A 22,524-nucleotide genomic window follows, 5' to 3' on the forward strand; every position below is an offset into this window, starting at 1 on the left:
CAAAAAAACAGCAATCACTATAATTATTGATTGTTCAATAAAAAAGGATTCGTGAAAGCGAATCCTTTTTTTTATGCTATGAATTTAATTTTATTTCTGAAATAAAAAAACCGCCTCAGTTTGAGACGGCTTCCTTTTAGTTGTATTATCCAGGGAATTCTCCACCACCTTCATCGCCGCCATTTTTAGGAGCATTCTTTTCCTTATCTGTTTTCTTCATGTTCAAACGGTAAGTGAAAGACAAATTAATTTGCCTTCTTCTCCACTGAAATTCACTGTAAGAAGAAACATTGTCTAAATTAGTTTCTGATCTCATTTTTCTGGAATTGAAAAGATCACTTACATTCAATGCAATTGTAGCTTTATCTTTTAAAATATCCTTACTGAAGGCCATATTTACCACATAATTACCTAGGCTTTTACCCTGAGCTGTATTTCTTGGACCAAAATACATTCCGGATAATTGCCAATCTACTTTTGCCGGAAGTGTTAAACGGGAACTTACTCTGGTAAACCAGGAAAAAGCTTCGTTGTCTAAGTTTTGAGTTTGTTCTACCCCGTTAATATCTTTATATTTATTTTCTCCTATTGTTTTAGAATTGAAAAGGTTGAAACTACTGTTCAGTTTCCATATTTTTAATGGATTGTAGTTTAGGGTAAATTCGAAACCAATTTTATGCTCTCTTCCCAGATTGACAGGAGTACTCAAAATAACGGGTGTTTCGGTTAATACAGGATTATCGATACCATCATCAGTATTATCAATCTCTTGTTCAACAACATCTCCATTAGGATAACGTACAAAAGTGAATACGTTTTTAGTACTTTCATAATACAAAGAGGTATTGAAAGTTATTTTTTCCCATCTTTTAAGGTAACCAAAATCAAACTTATCGGTAAAAGAAGGATCTAAATCCGGATTCCCTTGAAAGATGTTAATATTACTGGAATAGTTAGTTGCCGGATTTAAGAAACGTCCTCTGGGTCTGGATAAACGTTTACTATAACTTAAAGAGACGCTGCTTTCGTCAGACAGTTCATAGTTTATAAAGGCACTTGGGAAAAAATTATTGTATTTCTTAGTGTTGAAACTACTACCGGGTTCATCTAATAAATTGATATCAATTTTTGTGTCTTCCCAACGTAAACCAAACAAATAAGAGAATTTATTAACTTTAAAACCATATTGCGTATAAATCGCATTGATTCTTTCTTTGTACTCTAAAGTATTTGATAAATTAGGATTAATTGTACCATTATTATTAATGCTGTAAATATTATCTAAGTTGTTGAAATTTCCTTTGTAACCGGCTTCAAACTGACCGCCTTCTCCAATAGGTAAAACATAATCGGCCTGCAATTGCAATTGATTTTGTTTTTCGTCATTGATAGTAATATCATTATTAGGAGCATTAGTACTTCCTAAAACCTGATCTGTGATAGAAGAGCTCTCAGCATCTTTTTCTGTAGCATACGAAAAATCAACCGTTAATTTGTGTCCTTTATCATCGAAGTTCTTTAGAAAATTAGAAGCAAATTCTACATTTTCTCCCGAATCAAATCCGTCATTGATACGTTCACGAGTGGAAGTGAAGATTCTATTTGCATCATAATTGTTGTATTTTACAATGTCGCTTGTATTTCCTCTGTTGTCACGGTAGCTAATGGAATTAGTCCAGAAAGTATTAGGAGCAACAGTCCATTCTAAGCCAGTTTTAGTAGATATTCCTTTTCTAAGACGTTCCGTATTTTTAGTTTCGTCAATATAATTTCTTATCGATTCATCGCTGTTAAAGTATGTTGAATTGGTTTTTCCTGCACCTTCGCTTGTTCTGTAATCGTATCCGGTTGAAGTAAAGAAATTTAATTTTTCAGTTTTGTAATTCAAATTTGCACTTGCACCATAAGTTTCAGGATCTCCAATTGAAGCAATAAAACTTCCGTTAAAACCTAAGTTTTTTCCTTTTTTCAAAACAATGTTAAGGATTCCGGCTCCACCTTCGGCATCATAACGAGCAGATGGGTTAGTGATTACTTCTACTTTATCAATGGCATCTGCTGGAATTTGGCGTAAAGCCTCAGCCATATTTAGCGCATTAGAAGGACGCCCGTCAATAAAAATACGTACGTTTTCGTTGCCACGTAAACTAACATTTCCTTCTACATCCACAGAAACAGAAGGGACATTTTCTAAAACATCACTTACAGTTCCTCCTTTTACAATCATATCCTGACCTACGCTGTATACTTTTTTGTCCAGTTTAATTTCAACAGTGGATCGCTCAGCACGAATGACTACTTCGTCCAGTTGTGCAATGTCTTCAACCAGTGCAAGTGTTCCTAAATCAGTATTTTTTTGAAGATTTTTTTGATTGAATTCAATGGCTTTAAAAGAAATAAATTCAATTTTTATATTGTAGATACCCGGAGCTACTTCGATAGAAAAATTACCTTTAGCATTCGTAATTCCGCCGGTAATAGCTTTTGGATCTTTAGAATTTGTAATCGTTACAGTTGCATATTCCAGAGGTTGTTTACTTATTTTTTCAATTACAGTCCCTGATATTTTTATTTTTTCCTTTGTAGGTTCAGCAATAGGATCTCCTATTGAAGCAAAACTGTTTAGAAAGGTAAAAAAGAAGGTGAGACCTAAAATGAATCTTAATGATTGTCGCATTATTTGAATTTTTATTGTTTGTTTTATGAGTCGAAAAACGGCAGATGGTTTAATCTCTAAATATTAAATAAATGTTAAAACCACATTAGTCCTTGAAAAAGGCTTCCATTTTATCCGTTTCTCTGGCTATAATAGCCTTATTTCCTTTGATAATAATAGGTCTTTCTATCAAAATAGGATTGGCTACCATCGCTTGAATTATAGCGTCATCAGTCATGGTTGTATTTTTGAAATTTTCAATCCAGATTTTTTCTTTTTGACGTACTAATTCAATAGCATTAAGATTGAGTTTTTTTAATAAAGATTTAAGTTCTTCTGCATCAGGTGTTTCGTCCAAATATTTGATGATTTTATATTCCTGATTAGTATTTTCTAAAAAAGCCAGACAGTTTCTTGATTTCCCGCAACGCGGATTATGATATACTTCAATCATGGGGTTTATTTTTATAGTTTGGAATAAAAAGGGTATTTTCGAAGTACAAAAATAGCTTTTGAAAGTTTAATAGTATTACTTTAAATCATAAAATAGATGTTTATAGAACAGGGAGTTCATTCGGAAAATAAATTTTGGAAATATTTAGTGGGTTCAGTACTGATTATTTTTGCCTCTTTTGTGGGACAAATTCCTTTAATGCTGGCGGTAATTGCAAAAATCTTTATTAGCGGAAAAAGCTATCCGTCGACTAATGACGAAATCATGCATTTTTTCGAACCCAATCTTACTTTTTTTCTAATCCTGATTTCATTTGTATTTGCTTTAGCGGCCATTTTTTTTGTGGTTAAATTTTTGCACAGACAAACTTTCCTTTCCGTGACTACTTCCCGGAAAAAAGTGGACTGGAACAGAGTTTTCTTTTCTTTTGGAATCTGGGCGGTATTTTCAATTGTGTCTACATTAATTTTTTATTGGTTAAATCCCACTTTGTACGTTTTGGATTTTAAACCCATTCCGTTTGCTGTTCTTTTTGTGATTGCTGTGGCGCTGGTTCCTGTTCAAACCAGTACCGAAGAATATGTTTTTAGAGGCTATCTAATGCAGGGATTTGCTAATCTGGCTCATAATAAATGGTTACCTTTGCTAATGACTTCCTTAATTTTTGGAGGAATGCATCTTTTTAATCCTGAAGTTTCAAAACTGGGAAATATCATTTTTGTCTACTATATCGGGACTGGCTTGTTTTTAGGAATTATAACATTAATGGATGAAGGAATGGAATTAGCACTGGGTTTTCATGCAGCAAATAATCTTATTGGCGCTTTGTTGATTACCTCTGACTGGTCTGCTTTTCAAACTCATTCTATCTTTAAAGATTTGTCAGAACCTCAGGCCGGTTATGATATTATTTTGCCGGTGGTACTGGTTTACCCAATGCTTTTGTTTATCTTTAGTAGCAAATACAAATGGCATAACTGGAAAGAAAAACTAACAGGAAACATCAATGTAAGCTAATAATTATGAGAAAAGTTACTTATAAAAACATTCACAATTTTTTTAAATTCAACGGGGTTCATTTAAAGAGCAGCGAATTGCAAATTGCCGGTTATTATCTGATAAAAGAAGGCAATGAATATGAAAAAGCCATAGGAGAGTTTTTGCTGGACTGGTTTGACGGAAAACCGTATATTGATTTACAGACTTCCGGAACAACCGGGATTCCTAAGCGTATTAGAAAAAACAAACAAGAGTTGGTGAACTCGGCATTAGCAACGGGAGATTTTTTTAATTTAAAACCAGGAGACACTGCTTTATGTTGTTTGCCTGTACAATTTATCGCCGGAAAAATGATGCTGGTAAGAAGTTTTATTTTAGGATTAGCCATTGATGTGGTGGCTCCAACTTCAAATCCATTAGCAGATTTAAACAAAAAATATGATTTTGTTGCCATGGTTCCTTTGCAGCTTGAAAACTCATTAAACGAATTGCATAAAGTAAGGAAACTCATTGTTGGCGGAGCTAAACTCAATGATTCTTTAACAAAAAAACTCCTAAACACTAACACAGAAGTTTATGAAACTTATGGAATGACCGAAACCATTACTCATATTGCTGCTAAAAAAGTAGGTGAGGGCGCTTTTACTGTTTTGCCTCATGCTAGTATTTCTCAAAATGAAAAAAACTGTTTAGTTATTCATGCACCATCAGTGAGTGAGGAAATTTTGTGTACGAATGATTTGGTCCAAATAATAAATGACAACCAATTTGTGCTTCTAGGTCGCATGGATAATGTGGTAAACAGTGGCGGAATAAAACTTGTTCCGGAACAAATTGAAGAGAAACTCGTTAATAAAATTAAAACTCCTTTTTTTGTAGGAGGTATTCCGGATGCGGTATTAGGAGAAAAATTAGTTTTAGTGATCGAAGGAGAAAAGCAAGAAGTAGCCGAAACTGTTTTTGATGTTTTGGATAAATATGAAAAACCCAAAAACCTCTTTTTTGTTCCAAAATTTGAAAGAACAGAAAGCGGAAAAATAAAAAGAAAAGCGATTTTGAAAGCTTTAGAATAACATTATTTATGCTCTATAATTTCGTTATTTAATTTATCTGCTTGCAGTAAACCAATTTTTTTGTTGACTATTTTAATAAGTCCTTCTTTTTTCAGACTCGAAAGAATGCGTGTTACCTGTTCGTCAGTTGTTCCGGCAAAATCAGCAATTTCTTTTCGGGATAAATTGATGTTGAGTAAATTATTAGTATGACCAAATTTTTTAAGCAAATACAATAAGATATCAATCACTCTTTCGCGTACATTCATTTGGGCAATTTTTTTAACCCTATTTTCGCTTTTATTCAATTCCTCGGCATAAAATAACATCATGTCATACGTAAATTCCGGAATTGATTTCAGGATGGCATGCATAATATCATTGCTGAAATTACACAATACGGTATCTTCAATTGCCGAAGCCGCTATTAAATACCGATTACTGGTTCCAAAACCCCTGAAACCTAATGTATCTCCGTCAGTAGTAAGGCGAACAATTTGCTCTTTACCATAAATTCCTGTTTTTAAAACCTTTACTTTTCCTTTGTAAATAAAATACAATCCTTGAATAGGAGCACCTTCAATCATGAATTGCTGTCCTTTTTTACAGGTATAATTGGTTTTTTCCAAAACAAAATCCTGCATTTTTTCAAGATGCAAGTGTTTTTTAATAAAGCAATTGGCATTGACGCAACTGGTACAATCAGTAGTAATTCCTCTCATTTTGTTCTTATTTTATGAGTTGAACTCAGTTTTTAATAGCACAAATGTAATTTAAAAATAAGTATTAATACGTATTTTTGTTAATGAAATTACTTAGAAGTAGTTGTTTTTATTGATTTAGAAATAAGTATGCATCTTTTTATGAGAATCTTACTTTTTAGATTAAAAATCCATCAGATTGTTATTGTGGTTTATTGCTGTTCCAATTCTTCATACATTTTTAATAATTGTGTTACTGTATTCCAATTCCGAATGGTAGCGGTAAGATTCAGTTTTTTTTCAATGTATTTTTGGTCTAATCTGGTTTTTCCTGCCGAAACAGCGTATTTAATAAAAATTCTGTTTTTATCAAGATGTACTTCATCAGGCTTTACAGCACTCATTTTTAAATCATGAATCCGGTCTTTATGCAGTTCCATGGATACAAACGCAACATATAGTTTCTTAGTATCGGCATTATTTTCCTGTAAAAAAAGATTGTTTTTTTGACAGGCTTCTAAGTCTGATTTATTGATCATTACCACAGGAACATCGTGTCCAAAGGTTCTGAAAATTTCCTGTTTGATTTTAAAACCCACGGCCGCAGGATTCTCTTCTTCTGTAGTTACAAATACATTTCCGCTTTGGATGTATGTTTTTACATTAGTGAACCCCATGTTTTCAAGCATTTTTTGTAGCGCATCCATTTTCATCATGTTGTGCCCGGAAACGTTGATACCGCGAAGTAATGCCAGATGTGTAGTCATTTTTATGATTTAATAATTATTGTAAAAGTAAATGAAGTTGTGCCATATCATCAAATAAAGGAATATTCATTTGCTGTAAAGCATCAAAGTTAGCGTGATTTGTAAAACCAAAAACATCAAAACCAGCTGTTAAAGCTGCCTGAACTCCCGCCGGACTGTCTTCGATTACAACACAATCCTGAACGTCAAATCCCATAGTTCTGGCTGCATGCAGGTATAATTCGGGATTGGGTTTCCAACTATTAATGTCGTAAGCACTAAAAATATTTCCTTCAAATTTATCAATTAGCTGCGTGGCAGTCAAATTGAGTCTGATTTTATCAGCAGGACCATTAGAAGCAACCGCTATCGGAACATTGATTTTGGCTAACAATTCATGAATTCCTTCTATGGGTTTTAAATTTTTTTGAAAGGATTCGAAGGTACATTTTCTAAATTCTGCTTCAAAAGTGTCAGGCAGTTTTTTGTTAGCCAAATCAGCGATATAATCAAAACAAAATTCCAGAGATTTACCTAAAAACAATTGGTGTGCCTCAATTTCATCAATGAATGCGCCATGTGTTTTTGCCATATTCACTAAGGTGCCAATAGAAATAGCTTCGCTGTCTACCAGTACACCGTCACAATCAAAAATGATGCATTTGTATTTCATGTTTTTTTGCTTTTAATCTTATTAAAAATTGGAACACTGATAAAACGGATTGAACAGATAAACACAGATATATAAAATCTTTATATAAGTTATACGGCAACCATACGAGTTTTATTTTTACCACAAATTACACCAATTTGCACAAATATTTTATTCTAAAAAATATCTCACCAATTTTTAACTGCATTTTGACAGCGATTTGTGGAATATTTAAGACATCTGAATTGGTGTTTTTTCGTGTAATTTGTGGCTTGTGTTTGCTGTATTAAATCAATTTTATCCGTGGGCTTTTATTTCGAATATTATAAAAGTTCCAATAAATCCAGTGGATGATTGATGATGGATTGAGCACCTTCGGCTAGTAATTCCTCTTTCGGGCGGTATCCCCAGGTAACCCCTACAGCATACATATTAGCATTTCTAGCTGTTTGCATGTCAATATCAGAATCACCTACATACAATATCTCTTCGACAGAAAAACCTAAATCGTTGCTGATTTCAATGGCAGCTGCCGGATTTGGTTTTTTAGTAGCTTCGCTTTTCAAACCCATTACAATTTCAAAATAATCAGGAAATAGAGTAAGACCAATTTTTTTAGTCAGTTCATCCGCTTTATTCGATAAAATTGCCATTTTGATATTTCTGGATTTCAGTTGTTCTAAAAGTTCCGTAATTCCATCATAGACAATCGTTTTGTTAGTGCAATTATCCCGATAGTTTAGCATCATAGCTTGAAAATGTTTTTCGATATTTTCTTCATTTCTATGAGTTTCCGGAAGGGCTTTGGTTACCAGAACCCGGAGTCCGCTGCCAATAAAATTATTAATAACTTCATAACTATGAGTAGGTAATTGATTCCCCTGAAGTACTTTATTTATAGAATCGGCAATGTCAATTAGGGAGTTTACGAGTGTTCCGTCAAGGTCAAATAGTACTGCTTTAAATTTCATATTTTTATGTAGTGTCAATGTATGTTGGTATTACGGATAATTTTTAACCGCAAAGTTCGCTAAGTTTTTCGCAAAGTTCACCAAGTTTTTTAAAAAAAGTAAACCACGAATTACACCAATTGTCACTAATTTTATCAGCATTTAAATCGAATTATACTAATTGTAGCTGTTGTAATGATTTGTATTCAAGACAGTATTTCGTGAGAATTCGTGTAATTCGTGTGGAATGATAACGTCCTATTTTTTATCCACCACGATTCGGTTTTCCCTGTTCGCTAATTCCCAGGCAATGTTAAAGGTGAGTTGGGTTCTCTTAGTCAAGGCATCGTATTCTATTTTGTCAGGAGTATCTGTTTTTCGATGATAATCAGCATGAGTACCATTAAAAATAAAAACCGATGGAATACCCAGTGCGGCAAAGTTATAATGATCTGACCGACGGTAGAAATTGTTAGGATCGTTTAAAGCATTGTATTTATAATCCAGATTAAGTTGAACATATTTTTCGTTTACCGTTTTGCAAATTTCATCTAATTCACTTGAAAGTCTGTCAGCACCAATTAAGTAAACATAATTATTAGATGCAGCATGAGCTTCGTCACGGCGTCCTATCATGTCAATATTAATATTGGCAACGGTATTTTTTATTGGAAACAAAGGATTTTCGATATAATATCTGGAACCGTGTAAACCATGTTCTTCGGCAGTAACATGAAGGAATAATATAGAACGTTTGGGACCATGACCTTCTTTTTTAGCCAGTTGAAAAGCTTGTGCAATTTCCAGTAAAGCGACTGTTCCTGAACCATCGTCATCAGCACCATTAAAAATAGCATCGTTTTTTGTCCCTACATGATCATAATGAGCCGAAATTACAACTACTTCATCCGGTTTTTCAGTTCCTTCAATGTATGCCCAAATGTTTTCGGAATCACTAAGATTTTGATTTTTCCTGGCATTCAAAAAGGAAGCAGGAACAGGCTGGTAGTAATTTTGAGCTCCTTTTGGAAAAGGGATTTTGTCTTTTTGATATTGGCTAATTAAATAGTTACCGGCTCTTTTTTGTCCTGCAGAACCCGTTTGTCTTCCTTCCATAGAATCGCTGGCCACAATGTAAAGGTGGGTTTTTAATTCGTCGGCAGTAATAGTATTGTTGTATTTGGTTGGATTGTAGATACTTTTTGTACTAATGTCTTTGGTACCCTGACAGGAAGCCAAACAACTAAAGGCAAGAAGGAATATTATTTTTTTCATAATTTAGAAAGGCTGATAATTACAGTGAAACACAAATATCTGAAAATAAATTTGATATCATATAATGCTTACTTATAAGCTTTTTTAGAAATTTAAATCACACTATTTCGCAGCTAATTTTGATTTTAACTCTTAAGTTGTGGTTTTGATAGGCAATAAAATATACGTAATTTTGTAATCTGAATCATAATATTAAATATATAGAAAGAATGCAACAAATACTATCTTCAAAATCAGAAAATTTAATTAGTAAAGAAAGTAATTATGGAGCTCATAATTATCATCCGTTACCGGTAGTTCTTGAAAAAGGAGAAGGTGTATTTGTCTGGGATGTTGACGGAAAAAAATATTATGACTTTTTATCGGCTTATTCGGCAGTAAATCAGGGTCATTGTCATCCTAAAATTGTAGGAGCGATGGTGGAGCAAGCGCAAAAGTTAACTTTGACTTCGCGTGCTTTTTATAATGACCAGCTAGGTGTTTATGAAGAATATGTGACTAAATATTTTGGGTTTGACAAAGTATTACCCATGAATACAGGTGCCGAAGCTGTGGAAACCGCTTTGAAATTATGTAGAAAATGGGCGTATGAAGTAAAAAAGATTCATGAAAATCAGGCACAAATTATTGTTTGTGAGAATAATTTTCACGGAAGAACGACCACTATTATTTCGTTTTCGAATGATGAAACTGCTCGTAAGAGTTTTGGTCCTTTTACCGAAGGATTTATCAAAATTGAATATGATAATCTGGATGCTTTAGAAAAAGTATTGGAATCATCAAATAATATTGCCGGATTTCTGGTAGAACCTATTCAGGGTGAAGCCGGAGTTTATGTGCCAAGCGAAGGCTATTTGGCGAAAGCCAAAGCTTTATGTGAAAAACACAATGTATTATTTATTGCTGATGAAGTGCAAACAGGAATTGCCCGTACCGGAAAATTATTAGCGGTACATCATGAAAAGGTACAACCTGATATTCTGATTTTAGGAAAAGCTTTGTCAGGTGGTGTGTATCCGGTTTCGGCTGTTTTAGCTAATAATGGTATTATGAATGTGATTAAACCGGGGCAACACGGTTCTACTTTTGGAGGAAATCCTGTAGCTGCAGCTGTTGCAATTGCGGCATTAGAAGTAATAAAAGAAGAAAAATTAGCAGAAAATGCCGAGCGTTTAGGAATAATTTTAAGAGATGGATTGAATGCAATTGCTGCTAAAAATTCTTTGATTTCTCTGGTAAGAGGAAAAGGATTGTTGAATGCCATTGTAATTGACTGTGATGAAGATTCTGATTTGGCTTGGGCAATATGCCTGAGATTCAGAGACTATGGTTTGCTGGCTAAACCTACTCACGGAAACAAAATCCGTTTAGCGCCACCATTAGTGATTACCGAAAGTCAAATACAGGATTGTCTTTCTATTATCGAAAAAGCATTAAACGATTTTAAATAAAAGAATATGGATCGGGTTGTAAAGTTGATAAAAAACCGTTCGGATATTGGTGGAGGAACCCGTGGCTCTGATTTAGGAGTTGACGCCTTAGAAATTGCTGCCATTAATCGTGGCAGTGAGTATTTTAATCAGTTTACGTATGAAGATGTAAAAACGCATAACGAAACTATTTATGATAAAACCCGAAACGCATTTGCTAAAAGAATCGAATTTGTTCTGGAGCAATGTACGCGGGTTTCTTATACGATCAAACGCACTTTAGAAGCGCATTTTTTACCTATTGTTTTGTCAGGTGATCATTCGTCGGCATTGGGAACCATAAGCGGGATAAAAGCTGTTTATCCCCATAAAACCTTAGGTGTGATCTGGATTGATGCTCATGCCGATTTGCATTCTCCGTATACATCTCCATCGGGAAATATTCACGGAATGCCTTTGGCGGCAGCCTTAGCAGTAGATAATCTAAAATGCCAGATTAACGAAGTTATTCCTGAAACCCAACAACATTGGGAAGAAATGAAAAACATTGGTGTGGAAGGAGCTAAGATTGATCCGGAGCATTTAATCTATTTTGGGGTTCGGGATACGGAAGAAGCAGAAGACCACCAAATGGCTGAATTAGCTATAAAAAATTTCAGAGTAGAAGAGGTTCGTTATAAAGGTCTGGAGCTTTGTGTAGAAAGAGCTTTGTCGCAATTAGCTAATTGTGATATGATTTATATCTCGTTTGATGTCGATTCTCTGGATTGTGATTTAATTTCGAATGGTACAGGAACACCGGTTTCTAAAGGTTTTGATCAGTATGAAGCTATTGCAATCATTAATCAGATTATTGCTTCCCGAAAAGTGATTTGTATCGAATTTTGCGAAATCAATCCGCTTGTAGATACGAAGGGAAATAAAATGGCTGAAACCGCTTTTGAGATTTTGGAGCAAATTACTTCTTCGTTGATTTTGCCTAATGAATAAGATGGATTTGGGTTTTTATAGTTTCATCCTCTTTAATAACCTATTCTGTTTTAAGAATTTTTAACAAAAAACATTAAATTATTTGTTTTTTCGCAATTTATCAGATGTAAATTATCTTTATTGTATTTCGACACATTTCCACATCATTTTATAGAGGTAGTAATCAAAATTACGTATATTTGCATAAGTATTAATACTTAGTTTTAAAATTGATTTTTATGATTCAAGTAGCAGAAGCTTTAAATTTAATAGCTGAGAACAGTTGTAAAATGCCAATTACAAAAATCAAAGTGGACAAATCACTGGGATATGTTTTGGCAGAAGCAGTTTATTCTCCTATAAATATGCCACCTTTTCGTCAGTCGGCGATGGATGGATACGCTTTTACTCACGGTGAACACAATCAATTTGAAATACTGAAAACAGTTCAGGCAGGTGATTTTTCAGACGATGAAATCAAAGAAAATCAGGCAGTTCGCATATTTACAGGTGCTTTTGTTCCTGATGATGTTAATACTGTGGTAATGCAGGAGCATACAATTGTAAAGGATAATTTGCTATTAATCGAAAAAATGCCTGCGACTCATGCTAATGTAAGAGCAAAAGGGGAGCAGGTTAAAAAAGGCGAATTAGTTCTGGATAAAAATACGGTAATTACTCCGGCAGCTATTGGTTTTCTGGCCTGTTTAGGGATTACAAAAATAAAGGTATTTGATAAACCAAAAGTGGCTATTCTGGTTACGGGAAACGAATTAGTATCAGCCGGGAAAAAATTACCGAAAGGTAAAATTTACGAAAGCAATTCGCTGATGCTTGAAGCCGCTTTAAAGGCAGTTGGAATAAAAAAAACAAGCATTTTTAAGATAAAAGATAGTTTGAAAAAAACAAAAATAGTGATTGAAAGCTGTCTGTCTAATTTTGATGTAGTTCTAATTTCAGGCGGAATTTCGGTAGGAGATTACGACTATGTAAAAGAAGCTTTGCTGAAAAATGGTGTAACGGAGTTGTTTTATAAAATCAATCAAAAACCGGGTAAGCCTTTGTTTTTTGGAAAAAAAGAAAATAAACTAGTGTTTGCGTTACCGGGAAATCCGGCTTCGTCACTGACTTGTTTTTATGTGTATGCTTTGCCTGCTTTGAAAAAGTTAATGGGATTTGAGGCGATACATCTACCGGAAATAAAACGAAAAATCAATAGTGATTTTGAGAATACTTCCGGAAAAACATTGTTTTTAAAAGCATTTTATGATGATGAAAAAGTTACTGTTTTAGAAAGTCAAAGTTCAGCCATGCTGAATACTTTTTCAACAGCAAATGGCTTGATTGTTGTTCCTCATGATGTTACAGAGGTGAAAATGCATCAGGAAGTTGTAATTTTGCCCCTAAATTAAAAGAAAATGGAAAAAGTAAACCTATCCATTCTTTGTGGTGGCAAAAGCAGCCGGATGCAATCAGAAAAAGGATTGGTTCTTTTTAATAAAAAACCATTTATAGAACATATTATTGAAGCGGCTTTGCCCATTAGTAATGAAATACAATTAGTGACAAATACATCCGATTATGATTATTTGCCTTATAAAAAAATAAAAGATATTGAATTAGATAAAGGACCGGTTGGCGGAATTTATTCGGCTTTGGTTCATTCGAATTCAGATAATAATTTGATATTAAGTTGTGATGTTCCGCTGATTTCAACGGAATTGTTATTAGAATTGATAGCAAAACACACATCGAATTTTGAAGTGTCTGTTTTTGGAGATGAAAATAAAATACACCCTTTGATTGGAATTTATTCGAAAAAAATAATACCGATTTTAAAAAAGGCTATTGAAGAGAATGATTTAAAAATGATGCACTTGTTAGAAAAAGTGAATCATCAGATAATAGAAGTTGCGGGAGAACGAAGTAAGCAGTTTAAAAATGTAAATTCGCTTGCGGAATTAAAGGAATTGAATACCAAAATTGGAAGATTATGAAAAAGGCTAAAACACCAAAGTTGACAATTGTAGGAGCTGGTCCGGGCGATGTGGAATTGATTACCATAAAAGCCATAAAAGCTATTGGAGATGCAGATGCAATACTTTATGATGCATTAGTAAATGAGGATTTATTGCAATATGCTGCCGCAGGAACTGAGATTGTTTTTGTAGGGAAGCGTTTTGGATGCCATGCTTATACTCAGGATCAAATTAATGAATTAATTGTGGTTATGGCTCAAAAACACGGTCATGTAGTGCGATTAAAAGGAGGAGATCCATTTGTTTTTGGCAGAGGAAGTGAAGAAATTGAATTTGCTCAAAAACATGGTTTGCAAACAGCTATTGTTCCCGGAATATCTTCGGCATTAGGTGTTCCTGCTTCTAATGGGATTAGTTTGACTCAAAGAGGGATTTCCGAAAGTTTTTGGGTAATTACAGGAACAACATCAGCACATAAATTATCTACAGATGTTAGTTTGGCAGCACAATCATCTGCAACAGTGGTGATTTTGATGGGAATGCATAAACTGGACGAAATTGTAGCGATTTATCAAAACAACAGAACGGATGATTTACCTGTAGCCATTATTCAAAACGGGACGAAAGATACGCAGAAAAAAGTAACAGGAACGGTAAGTTCTATTAGTAAATTAGTGGCTGAACATCAATTATCATCACCGGCCATTATTGTTATAGGTGAAGTGGTAAAGCATGCTTCTGAACTGGCAGTTTTTACGAAAGAAGGGTATAGTGATGACGAATTTATTTTTCAAAATCTAAATGTAACTGAATAATGCTGGATGTAAAATATTTTGGTGCTGTAGCCGAGAAAACAAAAGTAGATGGAGAAACGCTTGCGATTTCCAATCTGTCATTACAGGAATTAGTGGATGAATTAGAACAAAAATACGATTTGAGTTCGCTTTCATATAGCATCGCGGTCAATCAAAAAATGGTGCAGGACACTAACAGTTATATGTTAATGAGTAACGATGTTGTTGCTTTATTGCCTCCGTTTGCAGGAGGTTAAAATTATGGCTATCCGCTACACCGACTTAAAAATAGGTCACAGATAATACGGATTGTACAGATAGAAACAGATTTTTTGTAGCTGTTTTGAATATAAATCAGTGAGAATCTGTTAAAATCAGTTTCATCCGTGTTCCATTTCTATAATTGGTAATAAAGAAACGGATAGTTATATTGAATAATGTTAATTAGTAGTAATGATGCGATACAATCGGCAAATTATACTTTCCGAAGTTGGCGAAAAAGGTCAGGAAAAACTAGGTCATGCTAAGGTATTGATTATTGGTGCCGGTGGTTTAGGGGCGGCAATTTTGCCTTATTTGACGGCAGCCGGAATTGGAGAAATAGGAATTATTGATGATGACTCCATTGAAATCACTAATCTGCAACGCCAGGTCATTTACCGAAATGATGCAATAGGAAAATCAAAAGCATCAGAAGCGAAAGAAATGGCTTTGTCTTTAAATCCTTCGATACAAATTAATGCCATTACGGATACTTTGAATGCTAAAAATGCCATTTCATTATTCGAATATTATGACATTATGGTCGATGCGACTGATAATCTGCACACCAAATATCTGATTAACGATGCCTGTGTTGTAACCAATAAACCATTTGTTTATGGCTCTGTTTTTAAATTCCAAGGTCAGGTTTCTGTTTTTAATTTCCAAAACGGACCTACTTACCGCTGTCTTTTTCCCGACGAAACTTCGAATAGTGAAAACTGTGTTGATGCCGGAGTAATGGGGATTTCAGTTGGAATTATCGGAATGTTTCAGGCCAGTGAAGTGTTGAAAATGCTGCTTGGAATGGGGAATGTTCTTTCGGGTAAATTATTGATTTACAATATGCTCACTAATGAACAGCAAAAATTTGATTTAGTTAAAAACAATTCAATCTCTTTGAGTCGATTGGATTTCGAAAAAAAATACAATACAGTTTTAGAAATTTCAGCGAAACAAGCTTTAGAACACATCGATAATCCGGATGTTCTTTTTCTGGATGTTAGAAATGAGGAGGAATTACCTGAAATAAGTTTACCTAATAGTATCCAATTTCCACTTTCTGATTTAGAAGAAAATTTAGATCAATTGGATTCGAATAAAATGATTTTGGTTTATTGTCAGACAGGTATCAGAAGTAAAAAAGCAGTTGAAATACTTAAAAAAAATCAATTTTTAAAAGTACAAAGTATTGCAGGTGGTGCTTTAAAACTACAAGGAGTTATAGCTAATAACGCTGTCTCTGTTTTGTAAAATAGGAAAAAATATTTTTTACCATATAAGTCATGTAAGTTTTTTTAATTGGATTGATTTTAGTTTTAACAAAAGAGCATATGAGTAGTAAGAATGATTTATAGTAATATAAAAAATAGCATTTTAGCTTATATGATCTTATTAGAAAGAAATAAAATCCGTTTTCATCTGTTAAATCAGTTTTATCCGTGGGCTATTATTTAGCTTTTAAAAATATCAAAATGAGTAAAAAAGTCTTTATACAAGGAGCCATTTCTCCGGAGTTTATAGCCGATTCCATTGCTAAACATCAAGGCAAGCATACCATTGGAGCACATAACATTTTTTTAGGTCAGGTTCGTGCCGATGTTCATGAAGAAAATGTCGTAAAAGCAATTGAATATACTGCTTATGAAGAAATGGCAAATGAAGCTTTGACTGCAGTTAGGGAAAAGGCTTTCGCGCAATTTGATTTGGTTTGTATGCACATTTACCATAGTTTAGGGGTGGTTAAAGCAGGCGAAATTTGTTTGTTTGTCTTTGTTTCTGCGGGACACAGAACTCAGGTTTATGAGGCTACTGAAGTTATTGTGAATTGGATTAAGACCGATGTGCCTATCTTTGGCAAAGAAATATTCGAGAATGAAGATTTCATTTGGAAACAAAATAAATAGGTTGTTCGCTTTAAAAAAAAGGGTGATACGACCCGAGCGATAGTGAATAGGCGAAGCAATTGCACTAATTTTATTTGTGAAATTAAAACAGGACAAAATTTGTGTCAATTAGTGTAATTTGTGGTAAAATAAATAAATAATAATAATGGTTGATATTACCCATAAAATAAGTACGTTACGTTCGGCAACTGCCATGGCAACTGTAAAAGTAAGTTTGCCGGAAACGATTGAAGCTATTCAGCAAAATTTAGTTCCGAAAGGCAATGTGCTTGAAATGGCTAAAACTGCTGGATTATTTGCTGTAAAAAACACGCATTTATCCATTCCTGATTGTCATCCGTTGCCGATTGAATATACGGCGGTTGCTTATGAAATTAAAGATTTAACGATTGATATTCTTTTTACGGTAAAAACCGTTTATAAAACCGGAGTTGAGGTTGAAGCCATGCATGGTGCGTCTATTGTAGCGTTGACGATGTACGATATGCTGAAACCAATTGACAAAAACATCGAAATTTCGACTATTAAATTAGTGGAGAAAAAAGGAGGGAAATCGTCTTATAAAAATAAATTCCGTGATGTTTTAACAGCAGCAGTTTTTGTTTGTTCCGATTCTATTTTTGCAGGAGATAAAGAAGATCGTTCCGGAAAAGTTATTGTTGAAAAGCTCGAATCTTACGGAGTAGAAACTACGCATTACGAAATTATTCCTGATGAGGTTGATTTTATCCAGGACAGAACTAAAAAATACGTTCAGGAAAACCAATTGGTGATTTTTACAGGAGGTACCGGGCTTTCGCCAAGAGATGTCACACCGGAAGCTTTAGAACCATTATTAGAAAACAGGATTCCCGGAATTGAAGAAGCGATTCGCAATTACGGACAGGATCGAATGCCGTATGCGATGCTTTCGCGTTCGGTAGCGGGAACTATTGGCGACAGTCTGGTTTTGGCTTTGCCTGGTTCTGTTAACGGAGCCAAAGAATCTATGGATGCTGTTTTTCCGCATGTTTTACATGTTTTTCATATCCTAAAAGGGAGTAATCATGATGCCAAATAACACCATATTGACGGATGATTTTGGACGTAAACACAACTATTTGCGTATTTCTTTGATAGAAAAATGCAATTTGCGTTGTACGTATTGCATGCCTGCCGAAGGAATTGCATTGACTCCTAAAAAGGAGCTGATGACAGCCGAGGAGGTTTTTGCTATTGCCCAAGCATTTGTAAATAATGGAGTTGACAAAATAAGATTAACTGGAGGAGAACCGCTGTTGCGAAAAGATTTTCCGGAAATTATAGAAAAATTAGCGCAATTAGAAACCGAAATTTCGATAACTACAAACGGAATTCTAATTGACAGACATATTGAAGTTTTAAAGCAATTTAAAGTCAAAAAAATCAATTTGAGTCTGGATACTTTGGTTTCTGCTAAATTCAATACCATTACACTTCGCAATCAATTCGAAAAAGTAATTGATAATTTGCATTTGCTGCTGAATAATGATTTTAAGGTAAAAGTTAATGTCGTTTTAATTAAAGGTTTTAATGATAACGAAATCATTGATTTTATTAATTTGACGGAGTTTTTACCCATTTCGATTCGTTTTATCGAATTTATGCCTTTTGCAGGAAACCAGTGGGACAGGAGTAAAATGGTTTCTCAATCAGAAATTCTAGACCAACTTTCGGCTCATTTTTCAGAATTCAATTTGGAGAAATTAGAAGATGAAAAAAACTTCACAGCCAGAGAATTCAGGATAAAAAACTACTTGGGAAGCTTCGGAATCATTAGTTCTATTACAAATCCGTTTTGTGACGGCTGCAACAGAATTCGCCTTACGGCAAATGGAAAAATCAAGAATTGCCTGTTTTCCAACTCAGAAACTGATTTATTGACTCCTTATCGAAATGGTGAAGCGATAGAAAATAATATAGCTTCAGCAATTAAAAATAAGAAGAAAGTAAGAGCCGGAATGACTACGGTCGAAGAGGTGGATAATCCGGTTTTAAATCAGGACAATCGGTCGATGATTACTATTGGAGGGTAAATTCGAATTAAAAATAAAAAAAGAAAGACTAATCCTGTTGGTTAGTCTTTCTCTTTTATAGCTATTCTTATTTTTGGATCAGCTATAATGTATTTAACAATTGGAAACCAAATTAGATAGTTTCTCGTTTACTGTTCTTTCTTTATCTTTTTTTTACCTCTAATTACTGTTTGGAATCTCATTTTGCAATAAAAAACCGTTGGTATAAAAAGTTTCGTTGGATTTTACGCATTCATTTTAATGATTTTTTTCATCTTGTATAGTAATCCAATTTGTTTACCGTAGGTGCTACTTTGAATAAATTCTAACAGGCATCAGGGTTTCCCTTTTGGGCTCTTTTCTTCCGAAGTTTATATTTAGTAACGTACAAAAAAGAGTGATAAAGCTTGTTGTTTGTTTCAATATTCTTTTTTTAAGTTAATAAATCAGTGAAGAACTCTGTCGTTAGTCTGCATTGTAAATATTTCACCAATTCCATAACTAACTATGTCTAAAATTAATAAAAAAAAGTTTTAGGCGTTAGAAAAAAAAGGATTATTTATTAAATTTTAACATTTGAATCGGATTAACGGGAGAAGGATTACTGCAATCATAATTAGAGTCGGAGATGAAGAGACAAGTGGTTACAACTATTCTTAAACTACTTTTCTGAGGAACGTATTTTTTCTGATTTGGAAACAATATCCTGAATAATTTGGTCTAATTCATTGCATGAAACGCTAATATTATCCATTAGAAATATTTTTTCTTCCTCTGTATTGTCGTTTTCTTTCAAAAGATTGGTTATGGCCATTAATCGGGACAAAGGAGTTCTGACCACATGCGATTGTATCCAGGTAATTTCTTTTAAAACCTCATTTTGTATTTCGATTTTAGTAGTGTGTTTGATATTGTTTTTGAAACTTTCGTCAAGACCATTAAACAATTTAGGAACCAAGGAACAAACTAAAAAGCTCAGGAAAATAAGATTGGAAAAAACAGCAAAAAGTTCGCTTGTTTTAAAATTGATATTGTGAGGCGGAGTAAGCTCAAGATAATATAACACAATGTAAAAAACAGAGATGTAGACATTAAAAAACGCAGGAGCATATTGGTTTTTAAAAGTATAAATAAAAGTGGCTAAAAAACAGGCGGCAAGTAAATACAGTGTACTGTTTAAACCAACATAATAAATTAAAAAAGAACTTAAAATATATACTGTACCAATAAATAAAAGTTTGCGCTGTTTTATTTTGATACCTTTTTTAATTCCTGTAAAAATTGCCATTCCCACCGATAAAATATCAACTACAACCATCAGGTAAAGTTTTTCTTCAAAAGCCCAAATCAGTGAAGGAATCAAGGCAATGATACTTAATGGAATGATATAAATGATTAGTGTTTGAAAACATATCATCCCGCCAATATTTCAAATCTTTATGCTCTTGAGAAAGATGCAGGATGTTGTTTTTTACAGTTGAAGTGTAAGTATTCCATGTTTTCATAATCACATAGTTTTTATATGTAGGAATTACTGTAAATATAAAAAAATAAGGTAATAAAATACTTATTTTGAACTGATAAATTATGGGTTAATTATTTTGTTGTGTTAATTTTGTTTTGAGGTTAGGATTCTTTTTTGAACCTAAATAAACGATTGAATAGATAAAGTGTAAAAAATGCTTTAATTTTACGCTATAATAATTTAAACCCATTAAAATGGATTGGATCACTGCAAAAGAATACGAAGATATCACTTATAAAAAATGCAACGGTGTTGCCAGAATAGCGTTCAACAGACCCAATGTCAGAAACGCTTTCAGACCCAAAACTACCTCAGAACTTTTAGATGCTTTTCATGATGCTCAGGAAGACACTTCGATAGGAGTGGTATTGCTTTCTGCTGAAGGTCCAAGTACAAAAGATGGTATTTGGTCTTTTTGTAGTGGTGGTGATCAAAAAGCACGTGGACATCAGGGTTATGTAGGGGAAGATGGTTACCATAGACTGAATATTTTAGATGTACAGCGAATGATTCGTTTTATGCCTAAAGCAGTTATTGCAGTTGTTCCCGGATGGGCTGTAGGTGGCGGACATAGTTTGCATGTAGTGTGTGATATGACTTTGGCAAGTAAAGAACACGCTATTTTTAAACAAACTGATGCTGATGTAACCAGTTTTGACGGCGGTTACGGATCTGCTTATCTGGCTAAAATGGTGGGACAGAAAAAAGCCCGCGAAATATTTTTTCTGGGACGTAATTATTCCGCTCAGGAAGCGTTTGAAATGGGAATGGTCAATGCAGTTGTTCCTCATGACGAATTAGAAGCGACTGCTTACGAATGGGCTCAGGAAATTTTGGCTAAATCGCCAACATCTATCAAAATGCTGAAATTTGCAATGAATCTTACTGATGACGGCATGGTAGGCCAACAAGTTTTTGCCGGTGAAGCTACCCGTTTAGCGTACATGACCGAAGAAGCTACGGAAGGTAGAAATGCTTTCCTGGAAAAAAGAAAGCCTAATTTTGAAAAGAAATGGTTACCATAAAAGGAAGTAAGAGGGTAGAAGTAAGAAGTTAGAAGTACCGCAGGAAACTAAATCGATACAATTACATCTCTAATTTCTAACCTCCTTTAATTTCTAATTTTTAAATTCTAATCTCTAACTTTAAATGAAACACTGGATTGAAGCCGCAAGATTGCGCACCTTACCTTTGTCTGTATCAGGAATTATAGTAGGTAGTATGTATGCTCTGGCACATCCTACCGATGAAATATTAACACCCACTGAAGTTTTTAACTGGAGGCTTTTTGGCTTTGCTATTCTAACCACTTTAGGATTGCAAATCCTTTCTAATTTTGCCAATGATTATGGCGACGGAATGAAAGGAACCGATAATGAGGATCGGGTAGGACCCAAACGCACCATTCAAAGTGGTGTGATTACTCCTGCAGCTATGAAACGCGCTATAATTATTACTTCCTTTTTGACGTTGCTTTCGGCAATAGCTTTGATTTATTATGCCTTTGGAGATACTAATATATATTATTCTGTCTTTTATCTTATTTTAGGAATTTTAGCGATTTTATCTGCTATTAGATATACGGTAGGGAATACGGCTTACGGTTATCGCGGCTATGGTGACTTATTTGTTTTTATCTTTTTCGGGCTGGTAAGTACTTTAGGAGTGAACTTTTTATATTCCAAACAAATAGATTTTGAGTTGGTTTTACCAGCTATGGCTATTGGGTTTTTAAGCGTAGGCGTTTTAAACCTGAACAACATGCGTGATGAAGTTTCCGATAAAAAATCAGGTAAAAATACTATTGTGGTGAAAATTGGTGGAGAAAAAGCTAAAAATTACCATTATTTTTTAATTGTCAGCGCCATGGTTCTGATAATGGGATTTGCACTCATCAGCAATTTTAAATTTGATCAATACTTATTTTTACTGGCTTATATTCCTTTAACAAATCATTTAATTACTGTTTCTAAAAATAAAGTTCCTAAGGACTTAGATCCGGAATTAAAAAAACTGGCTTTAAGTACATTCCTGCTTTCGGTTTTATTGTCGTTGTGTATGATTTACTTTTTTTCGGATATAGTTGTTAATGCGCTTTTGGGCGGAAGATAAACGATAGTAATTAGTAATTATTAATCATT

Annotated in this window: 22 protein-coding genes; 14 read left to right on the plus strand and 8 right to left on the minus strand. The window is 34.0% G+C overall.

The window, feature by feature from the left end:
• Positions 1–145 precede the first annotated feature (145 nt).
• Together BUB89_RS12805 and arsC are read right to left on the minus strand one after the other, a co-directional pair.
• A complete protein-coding gene (locus tag BUB89_RS12805; protein WP_073245684.1) occupies positions 146–2,677 on the minus strand; it encodes a TonB-dependent receptor in 2,532 nt (843 codons plus the stop codon).
• An 85-nt stretch (positions 2,678–2,762) separates the two neighbouring features.
• Entirely contained in the window at positions 2,763–3,110 is a 348-nt protein-coding gene (arsC, locus tag BUB89_RS12810; protein ID WP_073245686.1) for an arsenate reductase (glutaredoxin), read from the minus strand.
• A 96-nt stretch (positions 3,111–3,206) separates the two neighbouring features.
• Here arsC and BUB89_RS12815 point away from each other — a divergent pair, with 96 nt between their 5' ends.
• Together BUB89_RS12815 and BUB89_RS12820 are read left to right on the plus strand one after the other, a co-directional pair.
• On the plus strand, positions 3,207–4,127 hold the full coding sequence (locus BUB89_RS12815; RefSeq protein WP_073245688.1) for a CPBP family intramembrane glutamic endopeptidase: 921 nt from the start codon (positions 3,207–3,209) through the stop codon (positions 4,125–4,127).
• Positions 4,128–4,132: 5 nt separating this feature from the next.
• A complete protein-coding gene (locus BUB89_RS12820) occupies positions 4,133–5,182 on the plus strand; it encodes an AMP-binding protein (protein ID WP_073245690.1) in 1,050 nt (349 codons plus the stop codon).
• A gap of 2 nt (positions 5,183–5,184) precedes the next feature.
• On the opposite strand, the gene BUB89_RS12825 is transcribed toward BUB89_RS12820, so the two are convergent.
• The 5 genes from BUB89_RS12825 to BUB89_RS12845 all read right to left on the minus strand — a co-directional run bounded on the left by BUB89_RS12825 (position 5,185) and on the right by BUB89_RS12845 (position 9,485).
• On the minus strand, positions 5,185–5,883 hold the full coding sequence (locus BUB89_RS12825) for a Crp/Fnr family transcriptional regulator (protein ID WP_073245692.1): 699 nt from the start codon (positions 5,881–5,883) through the stop codon (positions 5,185–5,187).
• Between the two features lie 191 nt (positions 5,884–6,074).
• Positions 6,075–6,629 (minus strand): DUF1697 domain-containing protein, encoded by a 555-nt coding sequence (locus tag BUB89_RS12830; protein ID WP_073245694.1) that lies wholly within the window; start codon positions 6,627–6,629, stop codon positions 6,075–6,077.
• A gap of 16 nt (positions 6,630–6,645) precedes the next feature.
• On the minus strand, positions 6,646–7,281 hold the full coding sequence (locus BUB89_RS12835) for an HAD family hydrolase (RefSeq protein WP_073245696.1): 636 nt from the start codon (positions 7,279–7,281) through the stop codon (positions 6,646–6,648).
• 302 nt (positions 7,282–7,583) lie between these two features.
• The gene (locus BUB89_RS12840) at positions 7,584–8,231 is read right to left on the minus strand and encodes an HAD family hydrolase (RefSeq protein ID WP_073245799.1); all 648 of its coding nucleotides are present in this window, start codon (positions 8,229–8,231) and stop codon (positions 7,584–7,586) included.
• A 237-nt stretch (positions 8,232–8,468) separates the two neighbouring features.
• Positions 8,469–9,485, minus strand: coding sequence for a M28 family metallopeptidase (locus tag BUB89_RS12845; protein WP_073245698.1), 1,017 nt, complete (start codon positions 9,483–9,485; stop codon positions 8,469–8,471).
• 209 nt (positions 9,486–9,694) lie between these two features.
• Between BUB89_RS12845 and rocD the strand changes: the two genes are divergently transcribed.
• The 10 genes from rocD (at position 9,695) to moaA (ending at position 18,879) form a co-directional block, all read left to right on the plus strand.
• The gene (gene rocD / locus BUB89_RS12850; RefSeq protein ID WP_141384451.1) at positions 9,695–10,936 is read left to right on the plus strand and encodes an ornithine--oxo-acid transaminase; all 1,242 of its coding nucleotides are present in this window, start codon (positions 9,695–9,697) and stop codon (positions 10,934–10,936) included.
• 6 nt (positions 10,937–10,942) lie between these two features.
• Positions 10,943–11,905: an arginase gene (locus BUB89_RS12855; RefSeq protein WP_073245702.1), complete on the plus strand. Its 963-nt coding sequence runs from the start codon at positions 10,943–10,945 to the stop codon at positions 11,903–11,905.
• A gap of 218 nt (positions 11,906–12,123) precedes the next feature.
• A complete protein-coding gene (locus tag BUB89_RS12860; protein ID WP_073245704.1) occupies positions 12,124–13,296 on the plus strand; it encodes a molybdopterin molybdotransferase MoeA in 1,173 nt (390 codons plus the stop codon).
• A gap of 6 nt (positions 13,297–13,302) precedes the next feature.
• On the plus strand, positions 13,303–13,881 hold the full coding sequence (locus BUB89_RS12865) for a molybdenum cofactor guanylyltransferase (protein ID WP_073245706.1): 579 nt from the start codon (positions 13,303–13,305) through the stop codon (positions 13,879–13,881).
• Positions 13,878–14,678 (plus strand): uroporphyrinogen-III C-methyltransferase, encoded by an 801-nt coding sequence (gene cobA, locus BUB89_RS12870; RefSeq protein WP_073245708.1) that lies wholly within the window; start codon positions 13,878–13,880, stop codon positions 14,676–14,678. Before BUB89_RS12865 ends, cobA begins: the two co-directional genes overlap by 4 nt.
• On the plus strand, positions 14,678–14,914 hold the full coding sequence (locus tag BUB89_RS12875) for a MoaD/ThiS family protein (RefSeq protein WP_073245709.1): 237 nt from the start codon (positions 14,678–14,680) through the stop codon (positions 14,912–14,914). The genes cobA and BUB89_RS12875 overlap by 1 nt, the downstream gene beginning before the upstream one ends.
• A 196-nt stretch (positions 14,915–15,110) precedes the next feature.
• Positions 15,111–16,172, plus strand: coding sequence for a HesA/MoeB/ThiF family protein (gene moeB / locus BUB89_RS12880; protein WP_073245710.1), 1,062 nt, complete (start codon positions 15,111–15,113; stop codon positions 16,170–16,172).
• A gap of 221 nt (positions 16,173–16,393) precedes the next feature.
• Complete coding sequence (locus BUB89_RS12885) at positions 16,394–16,825, plus strand: molybdenum cofactor biosynthesis protein MoaE (RefSeq protein ID WP_073245800.1); 432 nt, start codon at positions 16,394–16,396, stop codon at positions 16,823–16,825.
• Positions 16,826–16,970: 145 nt separating this feature from the next.
• Entirely contained in the window at positions 16,971–17,885 is a 915-nt protein-coding gene (moaCB, locus tag BUB89_RS12890) for a bifunctional molybdenum cofactor biosynthesis protein MoaC/MoaB (protein ID WP_073245712.1), read from the plus strand.
• Positions 17,872–18,879 carry a GTP 3',8-cyclase MoaA gene (gene moaA, locus BUB89_RS12895; protein WP_073245713.1) on the plus strand — a complete coding sequence of 336 codons (1,008 nt, stop codon included), beginning with the start codon at positions 17,872–17,874 and terminating at the stop codon, positions 18,877–18,879. Before moaCB ends, moaA begins: the two co-directional genes overlap by 14 nt.
• 640 nt (positions 18,880–19,519) lie before the next feature.
• On the opposite strand, the gene BUB89_RS12900 is transcribed toward moaA, so the two are convergent.
• Positions 19,520–20,275 carry a hypothetical protein gene (locus tag BUB89_RS12900; RefSeq protein ID WP_073245715.1) on the minus strand — a complete coding sequence of 252 codons (756 nt, stop codon included), beginning with the start codon at positions 20,273–20,275 and terminating at the stop codon, positions 19,520–19,522.
• A 302-nt stretch (positions 20,276–20,577) separates the two neighbouring features.
• Here BUB89_RS12900 and BUB89_RS12905 point away from each other — a divergent pair, with 302 nt between their 5' ends.
• Both BUB89_RS12905 and menA read left to right on the plus strand, forming a co-directional pair.
• Positions 20,578–21,408: a 1,4-dihydroxy-2-naphthoyl-CoA synthase gene (locus tag BUB89_RS12905; RefSeq protein ID WP_073245717.1), complete on the plus strand. Its 831-nt coding sequence runs from the start codon at positions 20,578–20,580 to the stop codon at positions 21,406–21,408.
• A gap of 124 nt (positions 21,409–21,532) precedes the next feature.
• Positions 21,533–22,495: a 1,4-dihydroxy-2-naphthoate octaprenyltransferase gene (gene menA / locus BUB89_RS12910; RefSeq protein ID WP_073245718.1), complete on the plus strand. Its 963-nt coding sequence runs from the start codon at positions 21,533–21,535 to the stop codon at positions 22,493–22,495.
• Positions 22,496–22,524: the final 29 nt, after the last annotated feature.

The sequence above is a fragment of the Flavobacterium flevense genome (assembly GCF_900142775.1).
In the GTDB taxonomy this organism is placed as follows: Bacteria; Bacteroidota; Bacteroidia; order Flavobacteriales; family Flavobacteriaceae; genus Flavobacterium; species Flavobacterium flevense.

Bases quoted from the DNA above. Each gene is read 5' to 3' on its own strand.
- BUB89_RS12805 (WP_073245684.1), bottom strand. From the start codon at position 2,677: ATGCGACAATCATTAAGATTCATTTTAGGTCTCACCTTCTTTTTTACC.
- arsC (WP_073245686.1), bottom strand. From the start codon at position 3,110: ATGATTGAAGTATATCATAATCCGCGTTGCGGGAAATCAAGAAACTGT.
- BUB89_RS12815 (WP_073245688.1), top strand. From the start codon at position 3,207: ATGTTTATAGAACAGGGAGTTCATTCGGAAAATAAATTTTGGAAATAT.
- BUB89_RS12820 (WP_073245690.1), top strand. From the start codon at position 4,133: ATGAGAAAAGTTACTTATAAAAACATTCACAATTTTTTTAAATTCAAC.
- BUB89_RS12825 (WP_073245692.1), bottom strand. From the start codon at position 5,883: ATGAGAGGAATTACTACTGATTGTACCAGTTGCGTCAATGCCAATTGC.
- BUB89_RS12830 (WP_073245694.1), bottom strand. From the start codon at position 6,629: ATGACTACACATCTGGCATTACTTCGCGGTATCAACGTTTCCGGGCAC.
- BUB89_RS12835 (WP_073245696.1), bottom strand. From the start codon at position 7,281: ATGAAATACAAATGCATCATTTTTGATTGTGACGGTGTACTGGTAGAC.
- BUB89_RS12840 (WP_073245799.1), bottom strand. From the start codon at position 8,231: ATGAAATTTAAAGCAGTACTATTTGACCTTGACGGAACACTCGTAAAC.
- BUB89_RS12845 (WP_073245698.1), bottom strand. From the start codon at position 9,485: ATGAAAAAAATAATATTCCTTCTTGCCTTTAGTTGTTTGGCTTCCTGT.
- rocD (WP_141384451.1), top strand. From the start codon at position 9,695: ATGCAACAAATACTATCTTCAAAATCAGAAAATTTAATTAGTAAAGAA.
- BUB89_RS12855 (WP_073245702.1), top strand. From the start codon at position 10,943: ATGGATCGGGTTGTAAAGTTGATAAAAAACCGTTCGGATATTGGTGGA.
- BUB89_RS12860 (WP_073245704.1), top strand. From the start codon at position 12,124: ATGATTCAAGTAGCAGAAGCTTTAAATTTAATAGCTGAGAACAGTTGT.
- BUB89_RS12865 (WP_073245706.1), top strand. From the start codon at position 13,303: ATGGAAAAAGTAAACCTATCCATTCTTTGTGGTGGCAAAAGCAGCCGG.
- cobA (WP_073245708.1), top strand. From the start codon at position 13,878: ATGAAAAAGGCTAAAACACCAAAGTTGACAATTGTAGGAGCTGGTCCG.
- BUB89_RS12875 (WP_073245709.1), top strand. From the start codon at position 14,678: ATGCTGGATGTAAAATATTTTGGTGCTGTAGCCGAGAAAACAAAAGTA.
- moeB (WP_073245710.1), top strand. From the start codon at position 15,111: ATGATGCGATACAATCGGCAAATTATACTTTCCGAAGTTGGCGAAAAA.
- BUB89_RS12885 (WP_073245800.1), top strand. From the start codon at position 16,394: ATGAGTAAAAAAGTCTTTATACAAGGAGCCATTTCTCCGGAGTTTATA.
- moaCB (WP_073245712.1), top strand. From the start codon at position 16,971: ATGGTTGATATTACCCATAAAATAAGTACGTTACGTTCGGCAACTGCC.
- moaA (WP_073245713.1), top strand. From the start codon at position 17,872: ATGATGCCAAATAACACCATATTGACGGATGATTTTGGACGTAAACAC.
- BUB89_RS12900 (WP_073245715.1), bottom strand. From the start codon at position 20,275: ATGATATGTTTTCAAACACTAATCATTTATATCATTCCATTAAGTATC.
- BUB89_RS12905 (WP_073245717.1), top strand. From the start codon at position 20,578: ATGGATTGGATCACTGCAAAAGAATACGAAGATATCACTTATAAAAAA.
- menA (WP_073245718.1), top strand. From the start codon at position 21,533: ATGAAACACTGGATTGAAGCCGCAAGATTGCGCACCTTACCTTTGTCT.